Genomic DNA, 21,531 nt, shown 5'->3' with positions numbered 1-21,531 from the left:
CAGATCTCTCATTCCACGGCATAAGCAGCTCCACTCAGAAGTACTCATACCTATGTTGTAAGTGTCTACCATGTCCCCGAACAAGTGTTCATGATGTCCCCGGTCTGTACACCCACAGGGAGAGGGGGCTGAAAGCCCTCTGCTCTGCTGGAAGAAAGAAGATCATCTCAGCAGAACTTGAGCGCCTCCTCACCAAAAATAACGCACAGGGAGAGGGAGCTGAAAGCCCTCTGCTCTGCTGGAAGAAATAAGATCAGCTCAGCAGAACTTGAGCGCCCCCTCATCCAAAATAACGCACAGGGAGAGGGAGCTGAAAGCTCCTGCTCTGCTGGAAGAAAGAAGATCATCTCAGCAAAACTTGAGCGCCCCCTCATCCAAAGGAAAGCACAGGGAGGGGGCTAGTACGGTGCCATAGGCAAGTAGCGTGATCGACCGGCTTCCTCCGCAAAAGGGAGTTGATCCAGCGCTACTCAGCTGCAGGAGCTAATCTGCCCCTGCAACTGGCAAATCTTAGATATTCACGCCATGCTGCGAAGCCAGAGCGGACAGACCACCAGCAAAACCTTGACCTACTGCCTTGAATTTCCACTCTGCGCCATTGCGATACAGCTCGCCGAATACCATCGCGGTTTCGGTAGAAGCGTCTTCAGACAGGTCGAAGCGGGCGATTTCGGTGCCGTTATCGTTGTTGAAGATACGCATGTAGCTGTTGCTGACCATGCCGAAATTCTGTTTACGCGCTTCGGCATCATAGATGGTGACAGCGAAAACCAGTTTCTTGACTTCAGCGGGGACTTTGCTCAGCTCAATTTTGACCTGCTCATCATCGCCATCGCCTTCACCGGTACGGTTGTCGCCCTGGTGCTCAACGGAACCACAGGCACTCTTCTTGTTGTTGAAGAAGATAAAGCTGCTGTCGCCCAGCACCTTACCGTCATCACCAACCATAAATACGGAGGCGTCCAGGTCAAACCCTTGGCCATCGGTGACACGCGCATCCCAACCTAAGCCAGCCATGGCAATGGTCATGGTGGGTGCTTCTTTGGTCAGGGATACGTTACCGCCTTTTACGAGAGAAACTGCCATTTTTATAGCTCCTGCTTTGTAGGGGGATGGTACGGGCAGTGGTGTACTGCCCGTCATATTAACTAGCTTGTCGATCAGGACGCGTTGATGCCGTACTGAGCACACACGGAAGCCAAGCCACCGGCATAACCCTGACCTACCGCGCGGAATTTCCACTCGGCGTTGTTGCGATACAGCTCACCAAACAGCATAGCGGTTTCGGTGGATGCATCTTCCGTCAGGTCATAACGGGCCACTTCAGCCTGGTTGTCATCGTTCACCAAACGGATAAAGGCACCGGATACCTGGCCGAAGCTCTGGCGACGAGCCTGCGCATCGTGGATAGTGACCACAAACACGATTTTGTCGACATCTGCTGGGATCATATCCAGTTTGATTTTCAGGGATTCGTCATCGCCGTCGCCTTCACCAGTACGGTTGTCACCGGTATGGGTGACGGAACCGTCTGAAGAAGTCAGGTTGTTATAAAAAATGAAATCAGCATCGCCGCGCACTTTCCCGTTTGCGGCCAGCAAGAATGCAGAGGCATCCAGGTCAAAGTCTTGACCATCGGTGGAGCGTGCGTCCCAACCCAGACCAATCAACACATTCTTCATGGTTGGGGCTGCTTTACTCAGGGAAACATTACCGCCTTTAGATAAAGAAACACTCATTGTTCTAACCTCTCAAATTAAACTCATTCAAATTGATTTCAGCTGGATAGGAGATCAGCTCTCCTTTTTCTCCTCGGCGTCGGGTTTGCCTGGGAACATAACGCTCGCGATAATACCCACCGCAAGAACGCCCAGCACGACAAACAGGCTCGCCGTTGCTGAAATGCTGTACCCATGATGCCAGATGTGGTCGGTGGCATTAAGACCCAGTTTCACCGCAATGAAGAACAGCAACACAATAACGGCTTTTTCCAGATGCGTCAGGTACTGCTTCAGGGCTTCCAGCACAAAATACAACGTACGCAGACCAAGGATGGCAAACATCATGGCGCTGTAAACAATCAGCGGCTCACGGCTCACCGCGATGATGGCTGGTACCGAGTCAAACGCAAACATCACGTCGGACAGCTCAACCACGGCCACGCACAGCATCAGCGGTGTCGCATATCTCCAAGCCTTGGCACCACGGCCAATAGTGACATCCTTGTTTTCCGGTTTAGCCAACTCTTCATCAACTTCTTTCTGGCTTAACAGGAAGTCGTGGCCCCGCAGTTTCGGCCAAATCGGGAAGAACCGTTTAACCATGCGATACGCCAGGTGCTGCGAGTAGTCTTCGATCTCATCACCGTCATCGCCGCTGCGTAACATCATCACCGCCGTCCAGGCCACGATCAGCGCAAAGACAATTTCAACATAAGGCCCGAGGCTGAGCAAACCGGTACCGATGGCAACGAAGATGCCGCGGAACACGATAGCCCCGATAATGCCCCAGTAGAGCACCCGGTGACGATAGCGATCCGGCACCGCGAACCAGGAGAAGATCGCCATCATGACAAACAGGTTATCAACCGACAGCACTTTCTCTAAGGCATAACCGGTGACAAACAGGCTGGCCACTTCGGCGCCGTGGTGGATATACAGGAAACCGGCAAAGGCCATCGCTATGGCAACCCAGAACACAGACCATAGGGCTGCGCTCTTGAGCGAAATAGGCTTGTCATCGCGGTGCATAAACAAGTCGATAAAAATGGCCCCGACAGCCAATACAATGAAAACAATGACGGTTTCGGTCGGGAAGCCGATGTGCGTGGATACCATATTAACCTTCTGAAGATATTACATTAAAGACCGAATTCGGCCGCATCAAAACCCAGAGCAGCCACGATTTCGCGTACCGCTTTTTGCTCATCCTGATCGAAGTCACCGTCGCTTTTGGCTACGGCGATACCCACACGGATGGCCAGTTGGGCCGCTTCCGGCTGATCTTTCAGCGCCAGGATGTACTTCATGGTTTCGCCCTTGCCGATTTCGACATCGAACTCAAAGCTGGCGATCAGTTTGTTAAAGAATTCGATGACCTCAGTAGTCTCGAACACTTTCAGCTCATCAGATGCCTGGAGGAACCCAATCATCTTCTGTTTTTCTTCAGAGCTGACGCCGCCGCTGGCCACGGCGATACGTGCGCACACGGCCACGGTACCCTGCATGAACTTTTTGTTCTTGAAACGACCGACCTGCTTGGTCAGCTCGTCTCGGCTGGCACTGAATGCCCCTTTAACCTTGTTGAAAAAACTCATGGTGAAATCCTCGGTGAAATTGATTACTTTGACCCTGCTCGCCAGTTGAAACCCCAGCCGAAAGCCTGATCCATGTCACTGTGACCGTTAAAGAAGCGGTTAACACGCTCAACCTTGATGCTGCCGTTCTCATTAACCAGGCGCGCAATGGCGCACATGTTGCGGTTGTTCTGGCCTTCCGACATGCGGGTTTCAATCGGTGGCTGGTCTGGCACGTGCAACGTGACAACGCCGTCCGTTTTATCCCAGCTCGCGACCCCTTCGTAGATGAAGGCAAACACCAGCACTTCGCGGATATGTTTCCATTCGCGCCCGTTGATATGCAGCCATTCGCCGTCCGAGATATCACCGGTGCGGTCATCGCCTTGCAGTTGGACAAACGGCTCGCGGTTGTAGTCACCAAAACGCTTACCGAGCGCCTGGATCACCGTTTTTTCCCCGTTGGCCATTTCGACAAACGCCCCGAGATCGAGATCGACGCCCTTGTTCGAACTGAACATTGCCCGTAACCCCGTCGGGCCGCTGCCGCGATGCCAGTTCAGGTTGATACGGATTTCCCCAAAGTTATCCCGCTTGGTCAGGCTGATGGCCGGTTTTTCTTTGGTTAACGACACTTTGCTCAGGCTGATTTTGGCTGGCTCCGGCGTTGGGGCCGGTGCAGGCGTTGGCGCTGGAGCCGGGGCAGGAGCATCCGCCACATCCACACCAAAATGTTCAGCCAGCGGTTTCAGCCCGCCGTTGAAGCCCTGAGCGATAAAGCGGAACTTCCATTCGCTGTTACGACGGTAAAGTTCACCCAGGATCAAGGCGGCTTCCTGGCGGCCATTCAGCTCAACGGTGCCCACCAGCAGCACTTCGTTATCCGCTTCAATCTGGATCAGCAAACGTTGCAGGCCCGCGACGGTCTTAGCCCCTTCACAGGTCACCGTAAAGGCAACTTTTTGCACGTCTGGGTGCAAGCGGCTGACGTCTATCGCGAAGTTGGAGTTATGACCTTCTTGGGTCAGGGCAACCGTGGCGTCATCGCTCTTGGGCTGACCATAAAAGATCATGTCCGCGTCGCCTTTCACTTTGCCGTCGGCATACAGGCGGAAAGCGGAGGCATCGACCGGTGCGCCGGACAGCACGCGCACCGTTAATATTTTAGATGGAACTGGGGCATTGGCCCCCGGAGTCATATTCATTAGCGCACCACGGTAGCGACGATGTCAGCATGCATGTCATCAATGGTTCTGCCGCTGCAGGCTTTGCCATGCGCGGTAAAATCCCACTGGCCATTGTTACGACGAAGTGAAGCAATCACGATGCCGGTATGAGCACCCTGCTCTTTCAGCTCATAACGTGCCAGCTCCTTTTTGGCCTGATCGACCACGCGGCAAAACGCGTTTTCCACATCGTTGAACGACTGCCCACGGAAGCTGTTGACGGTAAAGGCCAGGTATTCCACCTGCGCCGGCAGTTTTGCCAGCTCCACCAGGATGACTTCGTCATCGCCATCGCCTTCACCGGTCAGGTTGTCGCCACTGTGCACCACTGCACCGCAGCGAGACTTAAGCTGGCGGAACCAGATGGTGTCGATGGTATTGCCATCTTGGTCCAGCAATACGCAGCCAGCATCGAGATCGATGGCATCATTGCCGCCGCCGAACATTTTGCTCAGCAGACCGCCTTTCTTCTTGATCGGATCCCACCCCAGGCCAAAGTGCAGCCGGTTGATGGCAGATGATTGCTTGCTGAGCGAAACGGTCTGGTTCTTGGTTAATGACACCATGGTTTAAGTTCCTTCAAGTTGGTATTGAAAACAGTGATTTTTTTACACCAAATTCCATGAGTAGAAAATCATATCATGATGGTGTTCACGCACAACCCCATTTTTGCTGACTATCGGCTTAATTTTAGTTAAGCCTATATTTTTAATGCTTTTATTTTTTTCACACCTGGTAACTTTTTGGCTACAAAATTCATTTTACGCCACTTTTCAACGTATCTTTTCACTTCTCGACTGACATCATGTTATGATTGACATCGCCATCGGGTGGCCTCAACCCACAGCGATCCTTTTAACCATCAAGCCTTGAACGGTAAAAATCAAAAAATGACACTCAAAATGTGGCTTATGGAAGGCTTATCTTCCCAGCGGGATATTATTCAGGGCATCGTTTCATTGGTTAAGGCCAAGCAAACTGCCGTGACGGTGGTTGCCTCGCACCGTAATGAACGTAACGAAATCCTCTCCCACGCAGACGTCGCCTTGCTCGAGCCGAAAGAAGACGAGCTGCGATTGCCCTTCATTCTGTCTACGGTGGAACAGTGCGGCATCCAGGCCATCCACACGGGCCGCAACACGCAGTGGTTCGAAGCCCATCGCCAACAGATCGAGGCTGCCGGTGTCACGCTGACCACCGGTGCCACCAGCCAGGCCATGTTTGAGCTGGCCGATGACAAAGTGGCATTTGCCCAGGCCATGGAGCGACAAGGGCTGCCGGTCGTCCCCTCTCTGCGCATTGAGTCGGTGGCCGAGCTGCGCGATCTGATTAGCCGTTCCCCTTTCTCTGGCGCGCAGCTGTGCGTCAAACCGGTGAAGGGTATTTATGGCATGGGATTTTGGCGTTTTGATGAAAGCGTGGGCCCGATGGCCGCCTTTACCCATCCGGAAAACCGCAAAGTGAACCCACAGCGCTACCTCAGCGCGCTGGCGGACGCTGGCGAGTTTGAGCCGCTGGTGCTGATGCCTTACCTGCCTGGCCCTGAATACTCCGTCGACATGTTGGTTAATAAGGGCACGGTTCTGGCTGCCGTCGCACGTAGAAAAGAAGGGGCGCTGCAATATCTGGAAAACCACGGCGAGGCGTTTGAACTCGCTAAAGCCTGCGCCACCGCAATGCAGGCCGACGGCCTGGTCAACGTGCAAACCCGCAACGACGCCAGCGGGCGTCCAGTGCTGCTGGAAATCAACCTGCGCCCGTCTGGCGGTATCGGCTATACCCGTTTCAGCGGCGTCAATCTGCCGGGCCTGTTCGCCCTGTATAAGCTAGGCGTAATGAGCCAGCAGCAAGTGATTGATGAGGCCAAAGCCGCATTCTCCCCAGCGATCGTCCGCTCTATTACCGATGTCGTCAGACATCACCCCGTGCTCGACAACCTGCTGGTGAAGGACTAACCCATGCTAAATACCTATTCCCGCACGCTGTCCTGCGGCACGCTGAAAGTAACCCCAACGGGCGGCACGATCGCGCTGGATGAGCTGTTTGACGTAGCCGAAAGGCGCAACCCGAAACGCGCGTTTCTGTTCGTCAGCAAAGTGCTGGGCCGCCATATTCCGGTGAAGCCGAGCGTCATGCGCGCCGTCTATCAGCAATTGGCCGCGCTGTTCCCGGCCTGTGATCAAGGCCCGGTGCTGTTTATCGGCATGGCGGAAACCGCCGTCGGCTTCGGGGCCGGTGTGTTTGACGAAGTCCGGGGCAGCGTTAGCGACCCGGTATACCTGACCTCCACCCGCCATCCGGTTGAGGGGGGTGAACTGCTGTGCGAATTCAAAGAAAACCACAGCCACGCCACCGACCACCTGATTTATCTGCCACAGGATGCCGAACTGCGCCGCCGAGTGCTGGAAGCCAAAACCGTCGTGCTGATCGACGATGAGGCCACCACCGGCAATACCTTCATCAACCTGCTCCAGGCTTTACAGCAGGATGCCGGGTTACACAACATTGCCCGCGCCATCACCGTCACGCTGACCGACTGGAGCGGCGATGCGCTCGCCCAGCGCAGCCCGATCCCCATCCAGTATGTGTCACTGGTTCAGGGTGACTGGCACTGGGAAAAAAATCCCGAGGCTCCGGTTCCGGTGATGCCAGCCGTCAACGTTACGGCCACCGGCAGCGTGCCGATCACCGGTAAACAAAGCTGGGGCCGCTTGGGCATCTCATCGCCAAGTGCGGATCTGGGGCGCGATGTTCAGACGCATCCAGGGGAAAAATTACTGGTGCTGGGCAGCAGCGAGTTTGTCTGGGAGCCCTTCCTGTTGGCTGAACGCCTGGAAAAACAGGGTGCCGAAGTTAAATTCAGCTCCACCACCCGTTCGCCGATTGCCACCGGGTTCGCCATCCAGTCCGCCATCGCCTTTGGCGATAACTATGGGCTGGGCATCCCCAACTTTGTCTACAACGTGGCCCACCAGCAGTTTGACCGGATCCTGTTGTGTATAGAAACCCCTGCGGCCAGCGTTGATCCCGCGTTAATTGAGGCGTTAAAACAGGTCGCCCCTAGCGTTGAGGTCGTTTGCTATGAATAAGCCGGTCATTTTCTCCGATCTGGACGACACCCTGTTCCAGACGCGCCGCAAGATGGTCGATGAACTCGACCTGGCCCCGTATCGCACCGGCGCCTTGGATCGTAGCCTGGAGCCACGCAGCTTTATGACTGAAGAGCAGTCGATGCTGGTGGACTGGATGCTGGAACATGCCGAGCTTATCCCGGTGACCGCACGGGGAACCGAAGAGATTGCCCGGGTGAGCATCCCGTTCAAGTCTTGGGCGGTGACTACGCACGGTGCGGTGATCCTCAACCCCCAAGGGCAGGCAGACCCGGCATGGCAGGCACTGATGCTGGAAAAACTGCAACCTTATGCTGCTAACCTGCTGGCGATGCAGCGCAAGATCACCGAGCTGATGGCCGAACGCAACATCAATGGCTGGGCGCGTATCAACTATGAGTACGGCGACACGCCGGTCTATCTGGTGATGAAGCACCGAGATAGCACCCGCCTGGACGAGCTTTATGCCATCGCCGATGAGATTGAGCAGTTGTTCCCTACCCGCGGTTATTACGTCCACCGTAACAGCAACAACGTTGCCTGGTTGCCGACCGTGGTAGAGAAAGGGCTGGCCGTGACCTTCCTCCTGGAAAAACTGCGCCTTGAACGCGGCGTGTTCCCGGTTATCGGGTTAGGCGACAGCCTCAGCGATCATCGTTTTATGAAGCTTTGCACCTGGTTTGGCCTGCCGCGCCAGAGCCAGTTTGCCGAAGCGATCTCCCGTCATATTTTCGGAGAGCAGTAATATGTCTGATTTTGTGCCCTTTTCCGGCTCATACCTGCCCGAGGACGTTCACTTTCTGCTGCAACCGGTAGAAATGGCCATGACGCCGGTCGATCAGAAAGAACAGCTGATCCAGTCCGGTGCCCGTCACTACTCGGAAATGTTGAGCCAGGAACCGGAGCCGACCCCTTCACACCTCGACCTGTTTGCCCGCGCACTCGATCAGGGGGCGGGACGCTTGGCAAAAGAAGTGTCTATGCTGGCCCTTGCGCTGATTGAACGGTTCGGCGATACGCCAATTGTGCTGGCCAGCCTGGTGCGTGCCGGTGTTCCTCTGGGGGTAATGCTCCAGCAAACGCTGCGCGCCATGGGTAAAGAGTCGTATCATTATGGCATCAGCATCATCCGCGACCGGGGCATCGACTCGCTGGCGCTCGACTGGATCGAGGCACGTCACGGCACCGAAGGGATAGTGTTTGTCGATGGCTGGACGGGTAAGGGGGCCATTACCGGCGAACTGATCCGCTCCCTCAACAACCGGCCCGGCTATCCTGCCCAGCCCCGCCTGGTGGTGCTTGCCGATCCCTGCGGGTGTTCGTGGCTGGCCGCCAGCGACGATGACTGGCTGATCCCGTTTGGCATTATGGGCGCGCCGGTTTCCGGCATGATCTCACGCTCTATCTGGACAAGCGAAGGCCTACACGGCTGCGTACAGTGCGATCATCTCGCCCAGTTTGAATGCAGCCGTCTGCTGGTGGATACCGTGGCACAGTATCGCGCGACGCTAAACACAGCGGCGCTTGAGCCCTGCACACAGGATGCAGAGAGAAAGGCTTACCTGAAACAACAAAGTGAGCAGGTGGTCAGCAACCTGGCTGAAAAATATCAGGTTGCCAGCATTAACCGAATTAAACCAGGGATCGCAGAGGCTACGCGCGCTGTGCTACGCAGAGTACCGGATCACGTCTTGGTCCGTACGGTAGACGATCCCGACGTTGCGCTGCTGGTCTATCTGGCGCGCGAAAAGGGGCTGACCATTACCGAAGTCGGTGATGAGATCGGGCAGTACCGTGCGGTGACAATTATCAAGAAGGTGCTCTAATGAACCAACGACTTTCCCCTTGGCGGCTGGGTGCTTCACTCTATATGCCCGCCACCAGAACGGATATCGCCGATACGATCCTCAAGAACAAGATCGCCGGTTTACGCTCGCTGATCGTCTGCCTGGAAGACGCAGTCAGCGACGAAGATATTCCCCAGGCGCTGGACAACCTGCGCGAACTCACCCAGACGTTGGCCCAGGCCAAGGCCGCGGAGGGCAATGACCACTGGCCGCTGGTGTTCGTACGGCCTCGTCATAAAGAAATGGGTAAACAGCTGCTGGCAAGCATGGATTTCAGCGCGGTGGACGGCTTGGTGCTGCCCAAATTCACGCTGGCTTCGCTGCCTTACTGGTGGAACATGATGCAGGACTCGCACCTGTGCATGATGCCCACGCTCGAGACAGAAGAAGTGTTTGATGTGGTGCAAATGCGTGAGTTAGCCAATACCCTGCATCACCATCCGTGCTATCGGCGCATCATCGCCCTGCGTATCGGTGGCAACGATCTGATGAACGTGGTGGCACTCAGAAGGCCGCGCAACCTGACGCTGTATGACGGCCCGATGGGCTATGTGATCAAAATGCTGGTCGCTGTGTTTTCTCCGCGTGATTTCGCCCTGACAGCACCGGTTTGTGAGCATATTGACGATCATCAGATTATGGATAGGGAATTGGCGCTCGATATCGCCCATGGCCTGGTCGGCAAGACGGCGATCCATCCGAATCAGATCGGCAAGATCGAAAAGGCGTTGATGGTGCAGGCCAACGATCATACCGATGCGCTGCGGATCCTTAACTCCTCGCAGGCGGTGTTTAAATCGCAGGGAACCATGTGCGAGCCGGCAACCCATCGCCGCTGGGCGTCAGAAATCCTGGCGCGTGCTCAGGTATATGGCATTGCCAACGAGCCATCTCAGGAAAGCCACCGCTTTAGCATCAACGCAGGCAGTCATTAATCATGCAACTCAATACGCGACAGGCACGGATCTATAAGCTGGCCATTTTACTGAGTGCGGGTAAACCCGTATCCGCAGACAAGATCATCACCGAGTTAGACTGCTCGGGGCCAACCCTGACACGCGTGCTTAAGGAATTGAGGGAATCCTACGAGGCGGAGATCAAATACCGCAAGGCCACCCATTCCTATCAGTTGACTGCACCTGGGAACTTAGACAAGAAGACGTTTCGCCGTATGCAAGATGCGCTGGCGGCCAACTCGGAGCTGAAGACCAGCGAAACCGTCAGCCGGGTCTATCTGGATAAAGAGAAGAAGAAAGCCGTGTCACTGTCATTGAAAATGTCGGTGCTGCGCAAAATTGACCGCTTATCCAGAGTGACGGAAACGACCCGCAGCGAAGCGGTGGATATGGTTGTCGAGCGCTGTATCGACGACCTGGTACGCAGCATTCAGGCCAGCAAACAGAAGCCGTAATACCCTCCCCCTCACCCTAACCCTCTTCCACAGGGAGAGGGGACCGATCGAGTAGATCTGAAAGCTCGGTAACGCACCTTGGACAAGGGGACGATCGAGTTCACTGAGGCTCCCCACTTCCAGAAGCTACACAGACTAATCCACAACGCAGGACAGCTCCCTCTCCCTGTGGAAAAGAGGACGGTCCGTGCTACAACTCAACGACATCCTCTCTATCAGCCCTGTTACAGATCAACTCCCGTACCCGACCACAACTCCGCGCTGGCTCCCACTCCCTGTGGGAGAGGGTTGGGGTGAGGGGGCGAAAGCGATCGCAAAATCAGCAAATCTACTCCCGCAAACGAGGGTATTTCTGTTGAGATAACGACCAGAACACTTATTATGTTAATTCGGCACTCAATAAGGGAATACGATGAGAAGACTTCCGGTCTATCTGCTACTTGATACTTCGGGCTCCATGACGGGCGAACCCATTGAAGCGGTCAAAAATGGGGTGCAAACGCTGCTCTCCACCCTACGACAAGATCCCTACGCCCTTGAAACCGCCTATATTTCCGTCATTACCTTTGATTCTTCCGCACGCCAGGCAGTGCCCCTCACCGATCTGCTGAGCTTCAAGCTGCCAGAACTGGTGGCCAGCGGCACCACCGCGCTGGGTGAGGCCCTCTCACTGGTCGCCACCAGCATCAGCAACGAAGTGCAGAAAACCACCGCCGAGACCAAAGGCGACTGGCGCCCGCTGGTGTTCATCATGACCGATGGCTCGCCAACAGATGACTGGCGCAAAGGCGTCAGCGACTTTAAAGCCGCCAGAACCGGCGTGGTTGTTGCCTGTGCCGCTGGCCACAGCGCCGAAACCAAAGTGCTACAGGAAATCACCGAGATCGTGCTCCAGCTGGATACGGCGGACTCCACCTCGATCAAAGCCTTCTTTAAATGGGTGTCGGCCAGCATTTCCGTCGGCAGCCAAAAAGTCGAGTCAGGTAAAAAGGAAGTCATTGGCCTGGACGATTTGCCACCACCACCACCCGAAGTTAACGTTGTGCTATAAAACATTTTCAAGGAGATTTTATGTCAGTCAGTTTGCGTAAAGGACAAAGCGTCAGCCTGCGTAAAAACGAACACGACCTTTCCTCAGTCACCATTGGGCTCGGCTGGGATATCAATGAAGAGAAGAAAGGTTTGCTGGGTGGTCTGTTTGGCAAGAAAGAGCCGGAGTATGATCTCGACGTCATCGCCTTCCTGTGTAATGCCCAAGGCAAAGTCGCCGACCTGGGCGATGTGGAAAACGGCAGGCCTTCGCTAGTTAACGGGGACATCATTTTCTTCAACAGTCAGCGCCATAAGTCTGGCCACATCTGGCTGACCGGCGATAACCGCACCGGCGCGGGCGACGGTGATGACGAGCAGATCATCGCCCAGTTGAACTCCCTCGATCCCAAGTACGAAAAAATCGTCTTTATCGTGCAGATTTATAACGGCCAGGAGCTGAAGCAGCACTTCGGCAAGGTGCAAAACGCCTTTATCCGCGCGGTGGATGCCAAAAACGTGGAGATGGCGCGTTTCGATCTTTCGGGCGGAGCCGCCTTTGATGGCCAGCGTTCCATGCTGTTTGCCGAGTTGGTGCGTGAAAGTACCGGCTGGAAGCTGAACGCCATTGGTGAACCTTCCGAGTCCGACTCCTTCGTGTCCCACTTGAAGAACTATCTGCCATGAGAAGATTACCCGTTTACCTGTTGATTGATACCTCCGGGTCGATGCGCGGGGAATCTATCCATGCCGTTAACGTGGGCATTCAGTCAATGATGAGCGCGCTGCGCCAGGATCCGTATGCGCTGGAAAGCGTGCATATCTCCATCATCACCTTTGATAACGAAGCCCGGGAATTTATCCCGCTAACCTCATTGGAAGAGTTCCAGTTCAGCGACATTGTCGTCCCCAGCGCGGGTGGCACCTTCACCGGGGCCGCGCTTGAGTGCCTGATCAAATGTGTCGATCGGGATATCCACCGCTCCGATGGCGATCAGAAAGGCGACTGGCGGCCACTGGTCTTCCTGATGACCGATGGCACCCCGTCAGACAGCTATGCTTATGGCGAGGCGATCAAAGAAGTCAAAAAACGTTCCTTCGGCTCCATTATCGCCTGTGCGGTCGGGCCGAAGGCCAAACATGAGCACCTCAAGCAACTGACCTCTCAGGTTGTGGCCCTCGAAACTCTGGATTCAACGGCCTTTTCCGGCTTCTTCAAATGGGTGTCGGCCAGCGTCGCGTCAGGCAGTTCCAGTGCAGGTGTTAACGCCGGGCAGGATAACCTCCCGCCACCACCACCGGAAATACAGCTGGTTCTGTAGCCAACAGGCAAAGCCTCTACCCGGAGCTTTGCCTGTTTTTTCATTGCCCCCTGACGCGCATTGCAAGAAGCATCCGCCTGACGAGGTTTTTAACCATGAGAAGACTGCCCATCTTCCTGGTCCTGGACTGCTCAGAGTCCATGATCGGGGAAAGCCTGAAGAAAATGAATGATGGCCTGCAAAGGATCGTCAGCGACCTGAAAAAGGACCCCCACGCGCTTGAGACCGCCTGGATATCGGTAATCGCCTTCGCCGGGGTGGCAAAAACCATCGTTCCGCTGGTGGAGGTGGTGTCGTTTTACCCCCCTCGCCTGCCGATCGGCGGCGGCACCAACCTGGGCTCGGCATTGCGGGAACTCACCCGTCAGTTGGATCAACAGGTCAGAAAAACCACCCAGGAACGCAAAGGCGACTGGAAACCGGTGGTGTATCTGCTCACCGATGGCCGCCCAACGGATGATACCGCCCCCGAAATCAAGCGCTGGAAAGAAAACTACGCCAGCAAGGTCAACCTGATCGCCATCGGCCTTGGCCCTTCGGCGGATATGAACATCCTGCGGCAGCTGACCGATAACGTCTTACTGTTCACCGACAGTCAGGAAGGGGATTTCGCCCAGTTTATTAAGTGGATCACCGCGTCTGTCTCTGCCCACAGCCGCAGCGTGGGGGAGGATGCGCCTCCGTTGCTCACCCACACCGATCACATTGTGCGGCTGGCCAAAGACGATATTGCCAGAGCCTACGACGAAAACTGCGTCACCCTGACGGGCCGCTGCAGCAAGTCACGCCGCCCTTATCTGATGAAATACGAACGCCCGGCCATCAACCTTTCCTCGTTGGATTTCAAGCTCAACATCAACGGCTTCAACCTCAACGGCTGCTTCCCGATCGATGAGGATTATTTTGCCTGGAGCGACGAATCGGCATCCACCATTCAGGTCAATACCAGCGAACTGCACGGCGTGCCGGGTTGCCCGTACTGCGGCAATGCCAGCGCCTTTGCGATGTGTAGCTGCGGCAAGCTGTTGTGCGTCAACGGGCCCGATGACGTTATCTGCCCATGGTGCGATAAGGGGCTGACGTTCAGGGAAAACGGCGGCGACTCTGATTTCGACGTGACGCGAGGGAAAGGCTGATGCAAGACGTGGATAAACTGCGCCAGAACGTACTCATGCTGATCCTGGCAGAAACGGGCGCAACGACGGATGACGCCCAGCTTGCCAGCCTGCAAGCCGATGATGAGATCGGCACCTTGCTAACCAACCTCATCACAAAAGTGACGGCCAAGACCCCCGCAACGGTTGAGACAACAGAAGCTCCGCCGTTGGTTGCCAATGACGATACCTTGGCCGACGAACCTAAAGTGGTCCTCACCAAGAGCGATGACATCCCTGTTGCCGCCCCACAAACCGCAGATCTGCCAACCCCTGAGGGTCCGTTTGATCCGCTGGAAGTGCAAGGAGATGCCACATTGCCTAAAGAAAACCTGAAGCCAGGCCAGATCCCGTCCGGCACCGCTACCCCGATTAGCACACCGCAGAACATTCAGCCGCAGGCAAAAATCAACGTGGCTAATGCCCGCACCGGCGTCCCCTTCCACTCTGAAATCGATATCGTGCTGGATGATGGAACAACCGCAGAAGTGCTGGCCGTCGCGTTCGCCAAAGATATCGGCATCACCTTTGATCCGGCGACCTCTTCACTGGCTGGAACGGCCACCGAAAGCGGCGACTTTGACATCACGGTCACCTGGTCTTGCCCTACTGCGCCGCAATGCTCCACCCAAGTGCCCTTTATCGTTAACCCCGACCCGCGCAGCCTGTGGAAAATCCTCGAGCCACCTGCCGATTCGCGCTATTTCAAACCGCATATCGCCCATCAGCAGATCCAGGGGCCTGGCGTGAATATCGTGGCGGCCAGCCGCAGGGGGCGTTCACACGAGCATGCAGGCACCTTCCGGGACGATGACTTTTATATCGCCAGCAATTGCGATACCGGCTGGAACGTCATGTTGGTAGCTGACGGAGCCGGTAGCGCTAAAAACTCTCGCGAAGGTTCGCGCATCGCGACTCAAACCGTGGGCGACTACCTGACTACCCTGTTGAATAGCGACAAAGGGCTGGAACTCAAAGCCTGCGTTGAAAACTGGGAAACCGACGATCAGCGGATAGTCTGGGAAGCGTTTAATCGCCTATTCCGCCAGGCCGCGATCATGGCCGTCAACACTATCAGCAATGAATCCATCCGGGCCGAAGAGAGCGCCAAATCCTATTCGACCACGCTGCTGGTCACCGTTTCCTTCCGTACCGGGGCCGAGCTGTTCGCCGCCTCCTTCTGGTTGGGCGACGGTGCCATTGCGGCCTACGGGCCGGTGGGTAAAGTACGCGTACTGGGTACGCCAGACAGCGGCGAATATGCGGGCCAAACGCGTTTCCTGGATGCCGATGCCGTGAACGATGCGAACTTCAGTAAGCGCATCAGCATCGGTAAATGGACCGAGGTCTCTCATCTGGTACTGATGACGGACGGCGTCTCCGATCCCCGGTTTGAAACGGATAACGGCCTGCAAAATAGCCAGAAGTGGGATGAACTGATCGCCGAGCTGATGCCCTGCCTGAGCGATCCCTCGCAGCCCGCAGAGCGGCTGGCCGAATGGCTGAACTTCTTCTCCCCGGGCAATCACGACGATCGGACCCTAATCGTGGCGTGGTGAATGGATTGGACTACATAGCGGGTGAGTAAAATGGCAAATATTGTTACCTGTACCACCAGGGATGGCGAAACCATCCAGTATGTCGATGAGATCATCGGCTCCGGCTCGATGAAGGACGTCTACTTTTCGCCGGACAAGTCATACGTGGTGGCGTTCTATAAAAAGCCGCAGAACGAGCAGGCGAAAGAGCGCATCGAGATGATCACAGGCCGTTACCGGCAGAACATCTTTGAGCAATCCGGTGGCGATTACTGGCAAGGGCTGTTTTGTTGGCCGACCAGCATAGTGGAACACGACGGCAAAATCGGCATCGTGGTGCCCACCTATCAGAGCCACTTCTTCTTTAAGTACGGCTCCAAGAATAATGACTTCCTGGGGATTAAAGGCCGCGAGAAGGAAGGTAAATGGTTCGCCAGCGCCAATAACCAGAACAAGTTCCTGGATCCGCGCGAACGTGGCAACACCCTGAATTACCTGAAGGTGTGCCTGCTGCTGACCAGAGCCGTCCGGCGTATGCACGCCGCTGGCCTGTGCCATAGCGATCTGAGCTATAAAAACGTGCTGATCGACCCCGAGCAAGGGCACGCCTGCATCATTGACGTCGACGGGCTGGTGGTGCCAGGCAAATATCCCCCAGACGTGGTCGGCACGCCGGACTTTATTGCCCCGGAAGTGGTGAAAACCAGCCATCTGCCGAAAGAAGATCCGCAGCGCATTCTGCCAAGCATCGCCACCGACAGGCACGCGTTATCCGTCCTGATCTACATGTACCTTTTCTTCCGCCATCCACTGCGCGGCGGCAAGATCCATGACATGGACGATGAGATGCGCGATGAAGCGCTGGCGATGGGTGAGAGAGCGCTGTTTATTGAGCATCCGACGGATCACAGCAACGCGGTCAAACTCAACCAGGTCAGCCCTTCTTCGCTGCCTTGGGCCGATCCGCAGAAAGTGCCCTACACCATTATGGGTCCCTACCTGACGCCGTTGTTTGAAAGGGCGTTTATTGAGGGCCTGCACGAACCCACCAGACGGCCAACCGCCGATGAGTGGGAAACGGCGCTGGTGAAAACGGTCGACCTGATCCAGCCGTGCCAGAACGCTGCCTGCGAGCAGAAGTGGTATGTGTTCTCCGGTAAAAATCACCCGGCTTGCCCGTATTGCGGTACGCCGTTCAAAGGCAAACTGCCGATCCTGAATCTTTACTCTTCGCGTAAAGCCGGGAGCTTCCGCCCCGACGATCATCGCCTGATGGTATGGAGCGGCCAGTCGATTTATGCCTGGCACGTTAACCGCCTGGTCGCCCCCAACGAACGCACGCCGGACGCGCAGAAAAAACGCGTGGGCTATTTCGTGTTCCATAACGATCAGTGGTGGCTGGTGAATGAAGGGATCGGCGGGCTGCTCTCCTTGCCGGATAAAACCCCGGTGGCGATCGGCGACAAGCTGGCGCTGAACGATGGGGCTCAGTTCGTGCTTTCTACCGAGGAAGGCGGTAGGCTGGTGGTGGTGCAGTTGGTGGCGAACTAGCGGTTGGATGAGTGATGCCCCCTAATAATTTTGCTTGTGGCGATCGGGGGCATTCAAGGCTACTTGTTAGCGTCGGTTTTCCACTGTAGTAAACCGGCAATATCCTTTTATATTGAACCTGATAGTTTTTCCCATCACTGGCAGTTGTTCGGTAAAACCGAACAACTGAATTTTCGACCAGTTCACCGTCTTCAAATATATTCGTGATGTGTTCGCTGATGGTCGCTTTAGCTTTGCCATATAGTTCGCAGATCATTGCCTGTGATAGCCACAGGGTATCGCTTTCAAAGCGACATTCAACACGCACTTTTCCATCGCCGCTGGCAAACATAACAAATTCGCCTGCCGGGGATTGGGTGAAGTGTTTATCTGTCATGCCGCCTCCGCTTTACAATGCTGTACCGGAACAAGGCCGTGGCATCACCCTCAACATTCTGCTGATTGACCGCCTGCTGCGGGAACTGGATCAACGCCTGAGTGCCCAGATGGATGCGATCCTGCATGCTCCGGCGTTTCAGAGCCTGGAATCAACCTGGCGCGGGCTGGCTCTGCTGGTCGATAACATCCCGTTTCATGAAAACATTCAACTGACGTTGCTCAATGCCACCCAGGAAGAGCTGCTAGCGGATTTCGAATTCTCCACCGAGATTACCTCCTCGGGCTATTACCAGCATGTCTATTCGGCAGGCTATGGCCAGTTTGGTGGGGTGCCGGTGGCGGCGGTGATTGGCTGCTATGATTTCACCCCCGGTGCCGCCGATATCAAACTGCTGCACTACCTCAGCGTGGTCAGCGCCATGGCGCACGCGCCGTTTCTTGCGGCGGCAGACGCCACCTTCTTCGGCGTTGATTCACTCGCCGAGCTGCCCGCCATTCTTGACTTGGATGCGGTCATGGCTGCACCGACACATCTGCGCTGGCAGGCGCTACGAGCAACTCCCGATGCCCGCTATCTGGGGCTGACCGTGTGCCGTTTTTTGCAGCGCGAGCCTTATACCCAGACGTCACAGCAGGTCAGGCAGTTTGTCTATCAGGAACAGGTCACTTCCCATCAGCACCTGCTGTGGGGCAACAGCGCCTGGTTACTGGCGCTCTGCCTGGCGGGCAGCTTTGCCCGTTATCGCTGGTGCCCGAATATTATCGGGGCGGAGAGCGGCGGGGCGTTCCGTAATCCTGCTGCCATTCCAGCACGGTCATGCTCGGCGTGGGCCGCAGAAAATAGGGCCACAACAGGGTCAGCATATGGTGGGTGAGGTTAGGTAGCTGGTCTGCCAACTGCCCCTCTAACTGCCCGGTCATCCAGGCCATGCCCTCCAGTTGCCGCTCCACATCGGGGTCGTGGTTGGGTGCGGTCAGGAAGGAAACCAGCGGGGCATGTGTTTGTTGCAGCACCTCGGCAGCCTGGTGTAGCGCTTTGCGCCGACGGGCTGGAGGGAATTGCCGATGTTTATCCCGGTTCATGCTGTAGACATCCTGTCTTGGAGGTTATTTATCCAGACGCCCGGTCAAGGCGAGGACGAAGTTCGAGCCCATGTGTTTGAAATGCGGCTGCACATGCAGTTGTGTCAGATACCAGCCGGGATCATTCGCGACTTCCTGCACTTCAATGCGTGCAGCACGTAACGGGCGGCGGCTGCGTACGCTGGCTGGCGGGTTCTCCTGATCGGAGACAAAGCGTTTTAACCAGTTGTTGAGCTGATGCTGCAGGTCACCCCGATTGCGCCAACTCCCCAGCCGCTCACGCTGCAATACCTTGATGGTGTGCGCCAACCGGGTAATGATAAACAGGTAAGGCAGTTGCGCCCCCAGTTGGTCATTGACCCGGGCGTTCATCCCCTCAGGCGTGAGGTCGGTGTATTGCGGCGACTGGATTGAGTTGGCCGAATAAAACACCACGTCCTGCCCTTGCTTGCGCACCCCAAGCGGAATAAACCCGGCCATTGACAAGGAGTACTGCCACTGGTCCGACAGCAGCGTCTCGGTTGGGATCTTTTCTTGCCAACGCCCCAGCGCCGCATAGTAGCGGGCGGGCAGGTTACCTGTCGGATCCCGCGCAGGCTTGCCCCCAGATCGCCAAGGGGGCCACGGTGGTCAGTATCCCGCTGCCGGTGACGACCGGTAAAGAGACGCTGCGGTGCCATTTTCGCACCTGCCGTGATACCCAGCTGTGGCCGTTACAGGTGCAGGCGGTAAGCCGCGAGCAGCGGCACGGCAATGACAGCCTGTGTCTGCAACTGGTTACCACGGCGGATCGGCCGCTGGATCTCACTAGCCTGGACGGCCTGCGGCTGTATCTGGGGGAAGACCTGCACACCGGGCAACAGCTGCATTTGTGGCTGAGTGAATACCTGAGTGGGGCCACGCTGGAAGTGGGGGGAAAGACGTGGCCGCTGCCTGAGCTGGCGCTCACCCCGGTCGGTTTCAACGACGAAGAGGCCCTGCTGCCCTGGCCACAGAATGCCGATCCCGGCTATCGCTTGCTGCAGGAGCACGCCTGTTTCCCCAACGCCTTTTTATTTATGGACGTGACGGGGTTCCCCAGCCTACCTCCGCTATCAGCCTCTCACGGCTTTACCCTGCGGTTCACGTTCTCCCGACCTTTACCGTCTGCCCTGGTTATCAACCGCCAGACGGTGCGCCTGCATTGCACGCCCGCCATCAACCTGTTTAGCCATTACGCTGACGGGGTCAACCTCGATGGCACGCAGTCAGAGCTGCCGCTATTCCCCAGCGTGCGCCATCCCGAGGATTACGACGTGTTCTCGGTGGATGAAGTGACCGGCGTATCAGTTCTGAGTGATACCCCCCGCCACTACGCGCCGTTTGAACGCTTCAGCCAGCAACAAGACGCGGGGTATTACCACGTGCGGGTCCAAGGGGCGTTTGACTCGGAAGGCGAGCTCTATCTGTATGGCCGGGTGCTGGCACGGTTCCTGGCCCAGCGTGCCAGCGTCAACCATTTCCATACCCTTACCGTGGTTAACCAAGATAATCAGGAGTGTTACCGCTTTCTATGATCCCCAGTGCAGAGCAGGAGCAGCAGCTCCAGGTTATCGCCGATAACGTTAGCCAGTATGACTTCTACCGCCTGGTGGAAGGACTGAACCGGCTGGCAGGCCTCGATCCGGCCCGCACGCTCGGCCTGCCGCCGAACCGGGAGGCGTTGCGCTTTACCGCCGCCGCCGGGTTGGGCTATGCCGCCAGCGATGTGGTGGCGTTGCAACATGAACCGGGTGGGCCGCTGCGCCTGGAGGTGAGTTTTCTGGGCCTGCAGGGCAGCCAGTCGCCCTTGCCCTATTACTACCTGGATGACATTGCCGGGAGCACGGCGCAGGGAGAAACGCGGCTCAACGATTTTCTGGCGGTGTTCAACCATCGGCCCCTGTCGTTGGCGCACCAGATTTGGCGCAAATACCGCTATGAGATCACCTTCAAACCGGGAGGCCGCGATGCCACCTCGGGGCGTATTTTTGCCCTGATAGGCCTGGGCCATCCGCAAACGCGAGAGCAGTTGGGGATCAACGCCGAAGCCATGCTGGCCTACGCCGGTCTGCTGGCCTCACCGGGCCGCTCGCCGGAGGTGATCGCCCGCCTGGTCGGTCACTTCTTTTCACTCCCGGACGTGACGGTACAGTCTTGTATGCCCCACGTCATGACGCTGAGTGACGAGCAGCAAAATCGCCTGGGGCAGGTCACCGCCGTACGCGGGCAACGCCATCAACCCCGGTCGCTGCTAGGGGGTAACTTTGTGATCGGTAGCCGGATGCGCGATCGCAGCGTCAAATTTCAACTGTCGATCAATGAGCTCACGCAGGAACAGTACCTGTCGTTTTTACCTGACGGTAAACAGCACCGCCTGCTGGTCAATTTTGTCGAGTACATCCTGCGCGAACCGCTGGTCTGGGATCTGCGCCTGACGCTGGCACGGCATCAAGCCGGGGGGCTGAGGCTCGGCGACACACAGCGGACCCAGTTGGGGTGGACCACCTTTGTGGGGCAGCCCGAAGAGAAACCCTACACCCTGTTGCCTGTGCGCAGGTAGCCAACG

24 protein-coding genes and 1 pseudogene are annotated in these 21,531 nt (G+C 56.4%); 16 read left to right on the top strand and 9 right to left on the bottom strand.

The features are described 5' to 3' along the window. Window positions 1-251, top strand: a 251-nt coding sequence (locus ACLQ7H_RS21555) for a hypothetical protein (protein ID WP_411754422.1), incomplete at its 5' end; no start/stop codon positions are given. Window positions 252-510: 259 nt separating this feature from the next. Here the strand turns inward: ACLQ7H_RS21555 and ACLQ7H_RS21550 are convergent. The 6 genes from ACLQ7H_RS21550 to ACLQ7H_RS21525 all read right to left on the bottom strand — a co-directional run bounded on the left by ACLQ7H_RS21550 (window position 511) and on the right by ACLQ7H_RS21525 (window position 5,087). Continuing rightward, a complete protein-coding gene (locus tag ACLQ7H_RS21550) occupies window positions 511-1,086 on the bottom strand; it encodes a TerD family protein (protein ID WP_411754421.1) in 576 nt (191 codons plus the stop codon). Between the two features lie 74 nt (window positions 1,087-1,160). Continuing rightward, entirely contained in the window at window positions 1,161-1,739 is a 579-nt protein-coding gene (terD, locus tag ACLQ7H_RS21545; RefSeq protein ID WP_411754420.1) for a tellurium resistance membrane protein TerD, read from the bottom strand. 54 nt (window positions 1,740-1,793) lie between these two features. Continuing rightward, entirely contained in the window at window positions 1,794-2,837 is a 1,044-nt protein-coding gene (locus tag ACLQ7H_RS21540) for a TerC/Alx family metal homeostasis membrane protein (protein ID WP_121608142.1), read from the bottom strand. Between the two features lie 23 nt (window positions 2,838-2,860). Continuing rightward, window positions 2,861-3,316: a tellurite resistance TerB family protein gene (locus tag ACLQ7H_RS21535; protein WP_411754419.1), complete on the bottom strand. Its 456-nt coding sequence runs from the start codon at window positions 3,314-3,316 to the stop codon at window positions 2,861-2,863. Window positions 3,317-3,339: 23 nt separating this feature from the next. Then, complete coding sequence (locus tag ACLQ7H_RS21530) at window positions 3,340-4,500, bottom strand: TerD family protein (protein WP_411754418.1); 1,161 nt, start codon at window positions 4,498-4,500, stop codon at window positions 3,340-3,342. Further along, the gene (locus tag ACLQ7H_RS21525; RefSeq protein ID WP_411754417.1) at window positions 4,500-5,087 is read right to left on the bottom strand and encodes a TerD family protein; all 588 of its coding nucleotides are present in this window, start codon (window positions 5,085-5,087) and stop codon (window positions 4,500-4,502) included. Before ACLQ7H_RS21525 ends, ACLQ7H_RS21530 begins: the two co-directional genes overlap by 1 nt. Before the next feature lie 324 nt (window positions 5,088-5,411). Between ACLQ7H_RS21525 and ACLQ7H_RS21520 the strand changes: the two genes are divergently transcribed. The 12 genes from ACLQ7H_RS21520 (at window position 5,412) to ACLQ7H_RS21465 (ending at window position 17,483) form a co-directional block, all read left to right on the top strand. Further along, window positions 5,412-6,476, top strand: a complete 1,065-nt coding sequence (locus ACLQ7H_RS21520; protein WP_411754416.1) for an ATP-grasp domain-containing protein — start codon at window positions 5,412-5,414, stop codon at window positions 6,474-6,476. 3 nt (window positions 6,477-6,479) lie between these two features. Beyond that, window positions 6,480-7,610, top strand: coding sequence for a phosphoribosyltransferase domain-containing protein (locus tag ACLQ7H_RS21515; protein WP_411754415.1), 1,131 nt, complete (start codon window positions 6,480-6,482; stop codon window positions 7,608-7,610). Next, on the top strand, window positions 7,603-8,376 hold the full coding sequence (locus tag ACLQ7H_RS21510; protein WP_411754414.1) for a hypothetical protein: 774 nt from the start codon (window positions 7,603-7,605) through the stop codon (window positions 8,374-8,376). The genes ACLQ7H_RS21515 and ACLQ7H_RS21510 overlap by 8 nt, the downstream gene beginning before the upstream one ends. A 1-nt stretch (window position 8,377) precedes the next feature. Beyond that, window positions 8,378-9,457 (top strand): cysteine protease StiP family protein, encoded by a 1,080-nt coding sequence (locus ACLQ7H_RS21505; RefSeq protein WP_411754413.1) that lies wholly within the window; start codon window positions 8,378-8,380, stop codon window positions 9,455-9,457. Beyond that, window positions 9,457-10,413: an HpcH/HpaI aldolase/citrate lyase family protein gene (locus tag ACLQ7H_RS21500; RefSeq protein WP_411754412.1), complete on the top strand. Its 957-nt coding sequence runs from the start codon at window positions 9,457-9,459 to the stop codon at window positions 10,411-10,413. The genes ACLQ7H_RS21505 and ACLQ7H_RS21500 overlap by 1 nt, the downstream gene beginning before the upstream one ends. 2 nt (window positions 10,414-10,415) lie before the next feature. After that, the gene (locus ACLQ7H_RS21495) at window positions 10,416-10,889 is read left to right on the top strand and encodes a tellurium resistance protein TerW (RefSeq protein ID WP_411754411.1); all 474 of its coding nucleotides are present in this window, start codon (window positions 10,416-10,418) and stop codon (window positions 10,887-10,889) included. Window positions 10,890-11,301: 412 nt separating this feature from the next. Further along, the gene (locus tag ACLQ7H_RS21490; RefSeq protein WP_411754410.1) at window positions 11,302-11,940 is read left to right on the top strand and encodes a vWA domain-containing protein; all 639 of its coding nucleotides are present in this window, start codon (window positions 11,302-11,304) and stop codon (window positions 11,938-11,940) included. Between the two features lie 20 nt (window positions 11,941-11,960). Then, window positions 11,961-12,605, top strand: a complete 645-nt coding sequence (locus ACLQ7H_RS21485; protein ID WP_411754409.1) for a TerD family protein — start codon at window positions 11,961-11,963, stop codon at window positions 12,603-12,605. Next, on the top strand, window positions 12,602-13,240 hold the full coding sequence (locus ACLQ7H_RS21480; protein WP_021807360.1) for a vWA domain-containing protein: 639 nt from the start codon (window positions 12,602-12,604) through the stop codon (window positions 13,238-13,240). Before ACLQ7H_RS21485 ends, ACLQ7H_RS21480 begins: the two co-directional genes overlap by 4 nt. Before the next feature lie 95 nt (window positions 13,241-13,335). Continuing rightward, window positions 13,336-14,376, top strand: coding sequence for a TerY-C metal binding domain-containing protein (locus ACLQ7H_RS21475; protein WP_411754408.1), 1,041 nt, complete (start codon window positions 13,336-13,338; stop codon window positions 14,374-14,376). Continuing rightward, window positions 14,376-15,953: a PP2C family serine/threonine-protein phosphatase gene (locus ACLQ7H_RS21470; RefSeq protein ID WP_411754407.1), complete on the top strand. Its 1,578-nt coding sequence runs from the start codon at window positions 14,376-14,378 to the stop codon at window positions 15,951-15,953. Before ACLQ7H_RS21475 ends, ACLQ7H_RS21470 begins: the two co-directional genes overlap by 1 nt. 30 nt (window positions 15,954-15,983) lie before the next feature. After that, window positions 15,984-17,483, top strand: coding sequence for a helix-hairpin-helix domain-containing protein (locus tag ACLQ7H_RS21465; protein ID WP_411754406.1), 1,500 nt, complete (start codon window positions 15,984-15,986; stop codon window positions 17,481-17,483). Window positions 17,484-17,592: 109 nt separating this feature from the next. Here the strand turns inward: ACLQ7H_RS21465 and ACLQ7H_RS21460 are convergent. Further along, a pseudogene (locus tag ACLQ7H_RS21460) lies at window positions 17,593-17,859 on the bottom strand (hydroxyacid dehydrogenase); the annotation flags it as partial. Here ACLQ7H_RS21460 and tssC point away from each other — a divergent pair. Next, the gene (gene tssC / locus ACLQ7H_RS21455; RefSeq protein ID WP_411754405.1) at window positions 17,858-18,736 is read left to right on the top strand and encodes a type VI secretion system contractile sheath large subunit; all 879 of its coding nucleotides are present in this window, start codon (window positions 17,858-17,860) and stop codon (window positions 18,734-18,736) included. The pseudogene ACLQ7H_RS21460 and the gene tssC overlap by 2 nt on opposite strands. Here tssC and ACLQ7H_RS21450 read toward each other — a convergent pair. Both ACLQ7H_RS21450 and ACLQ7H_RS21445 read right to left on the bottom strand, forming a co-directional pair. Beyond that, window positions 18,621-18,944: a type VI secretion system baseplate subunit TssF gene (locus ACLQ7H_RS21450; RefSeq protein ID WP_411754404.1), complete on the bottom strand. Its 324-nt coding sequence runs from the start codon at window positions 18,942-18,944 to the stop codon at window positions 18,621-18,623. The genes tssC and ACLQ7H_RS21450 overlap by 116 nt on opposite strands. Window positions 18,945-18,968: 24 nt before the next feature. Then, entirely contained in the window at window positions 18,969-19,472 is a 504-nt protein-coding gene (locus tag ACLQ7H_RS21445; protein WP_411754425.1) for a hypothetical protein, read from the bottom strand. Here ACLQ7H_RS21445 and ACLQ7H_RS21440 point away from each other — a divergent pair. Both ACLQ7H_RS21440 and tssG read left to right on the top strand, forming a co-directional pair. Next, a complete protein-coding gene (locus ACLQ7H_RS21440; RefSeq protein WP_411754403.1) occupies window positions 19,466-20,500 on the top strand; it encodes a type VI secretion system baseplate subunit TssF in 1,035 nt (344 codons plus the stop codon). The two genes, ACLQ7H_RS21445 and ACLQ7H_RS21440, sit on opposite strands and share 7 nt — an antisense overlap. After that, entirely contained in the window at window positions 20,497-21,525 is a 1,029-nt protein-coding gene (tssG, locus tag ACLQ7H_RS21435) for a type VI secretion system baseplate subunit TssG (RefSeq protein ID WP_411754402.1), read from the top strand. The genes ACLQ7H_RS21440 and tssG overlap by 4 nt, the downstream gene beginning before the upstream one ends. The last annotated feature ends 6 nt before the right edge of the window (window positions 21,526-21,531 follow it).

It is taken from the genome of Serratia sp. (in: enterobacteria) (assembly GCF_046715635.1).
In the GTDB taxonomy this organism is placed as follows: domain Bacteria; phylum Pseudomonadota; class Gammaproteobacteria; order Enterobacterales; family Enterobacteriaceae; genus Chania.
The sequence above is the reverse complement of the archived record's forward strand: the minus strand, read 5'-3'. Positions and strand labels throughout refer to the sequence as shown.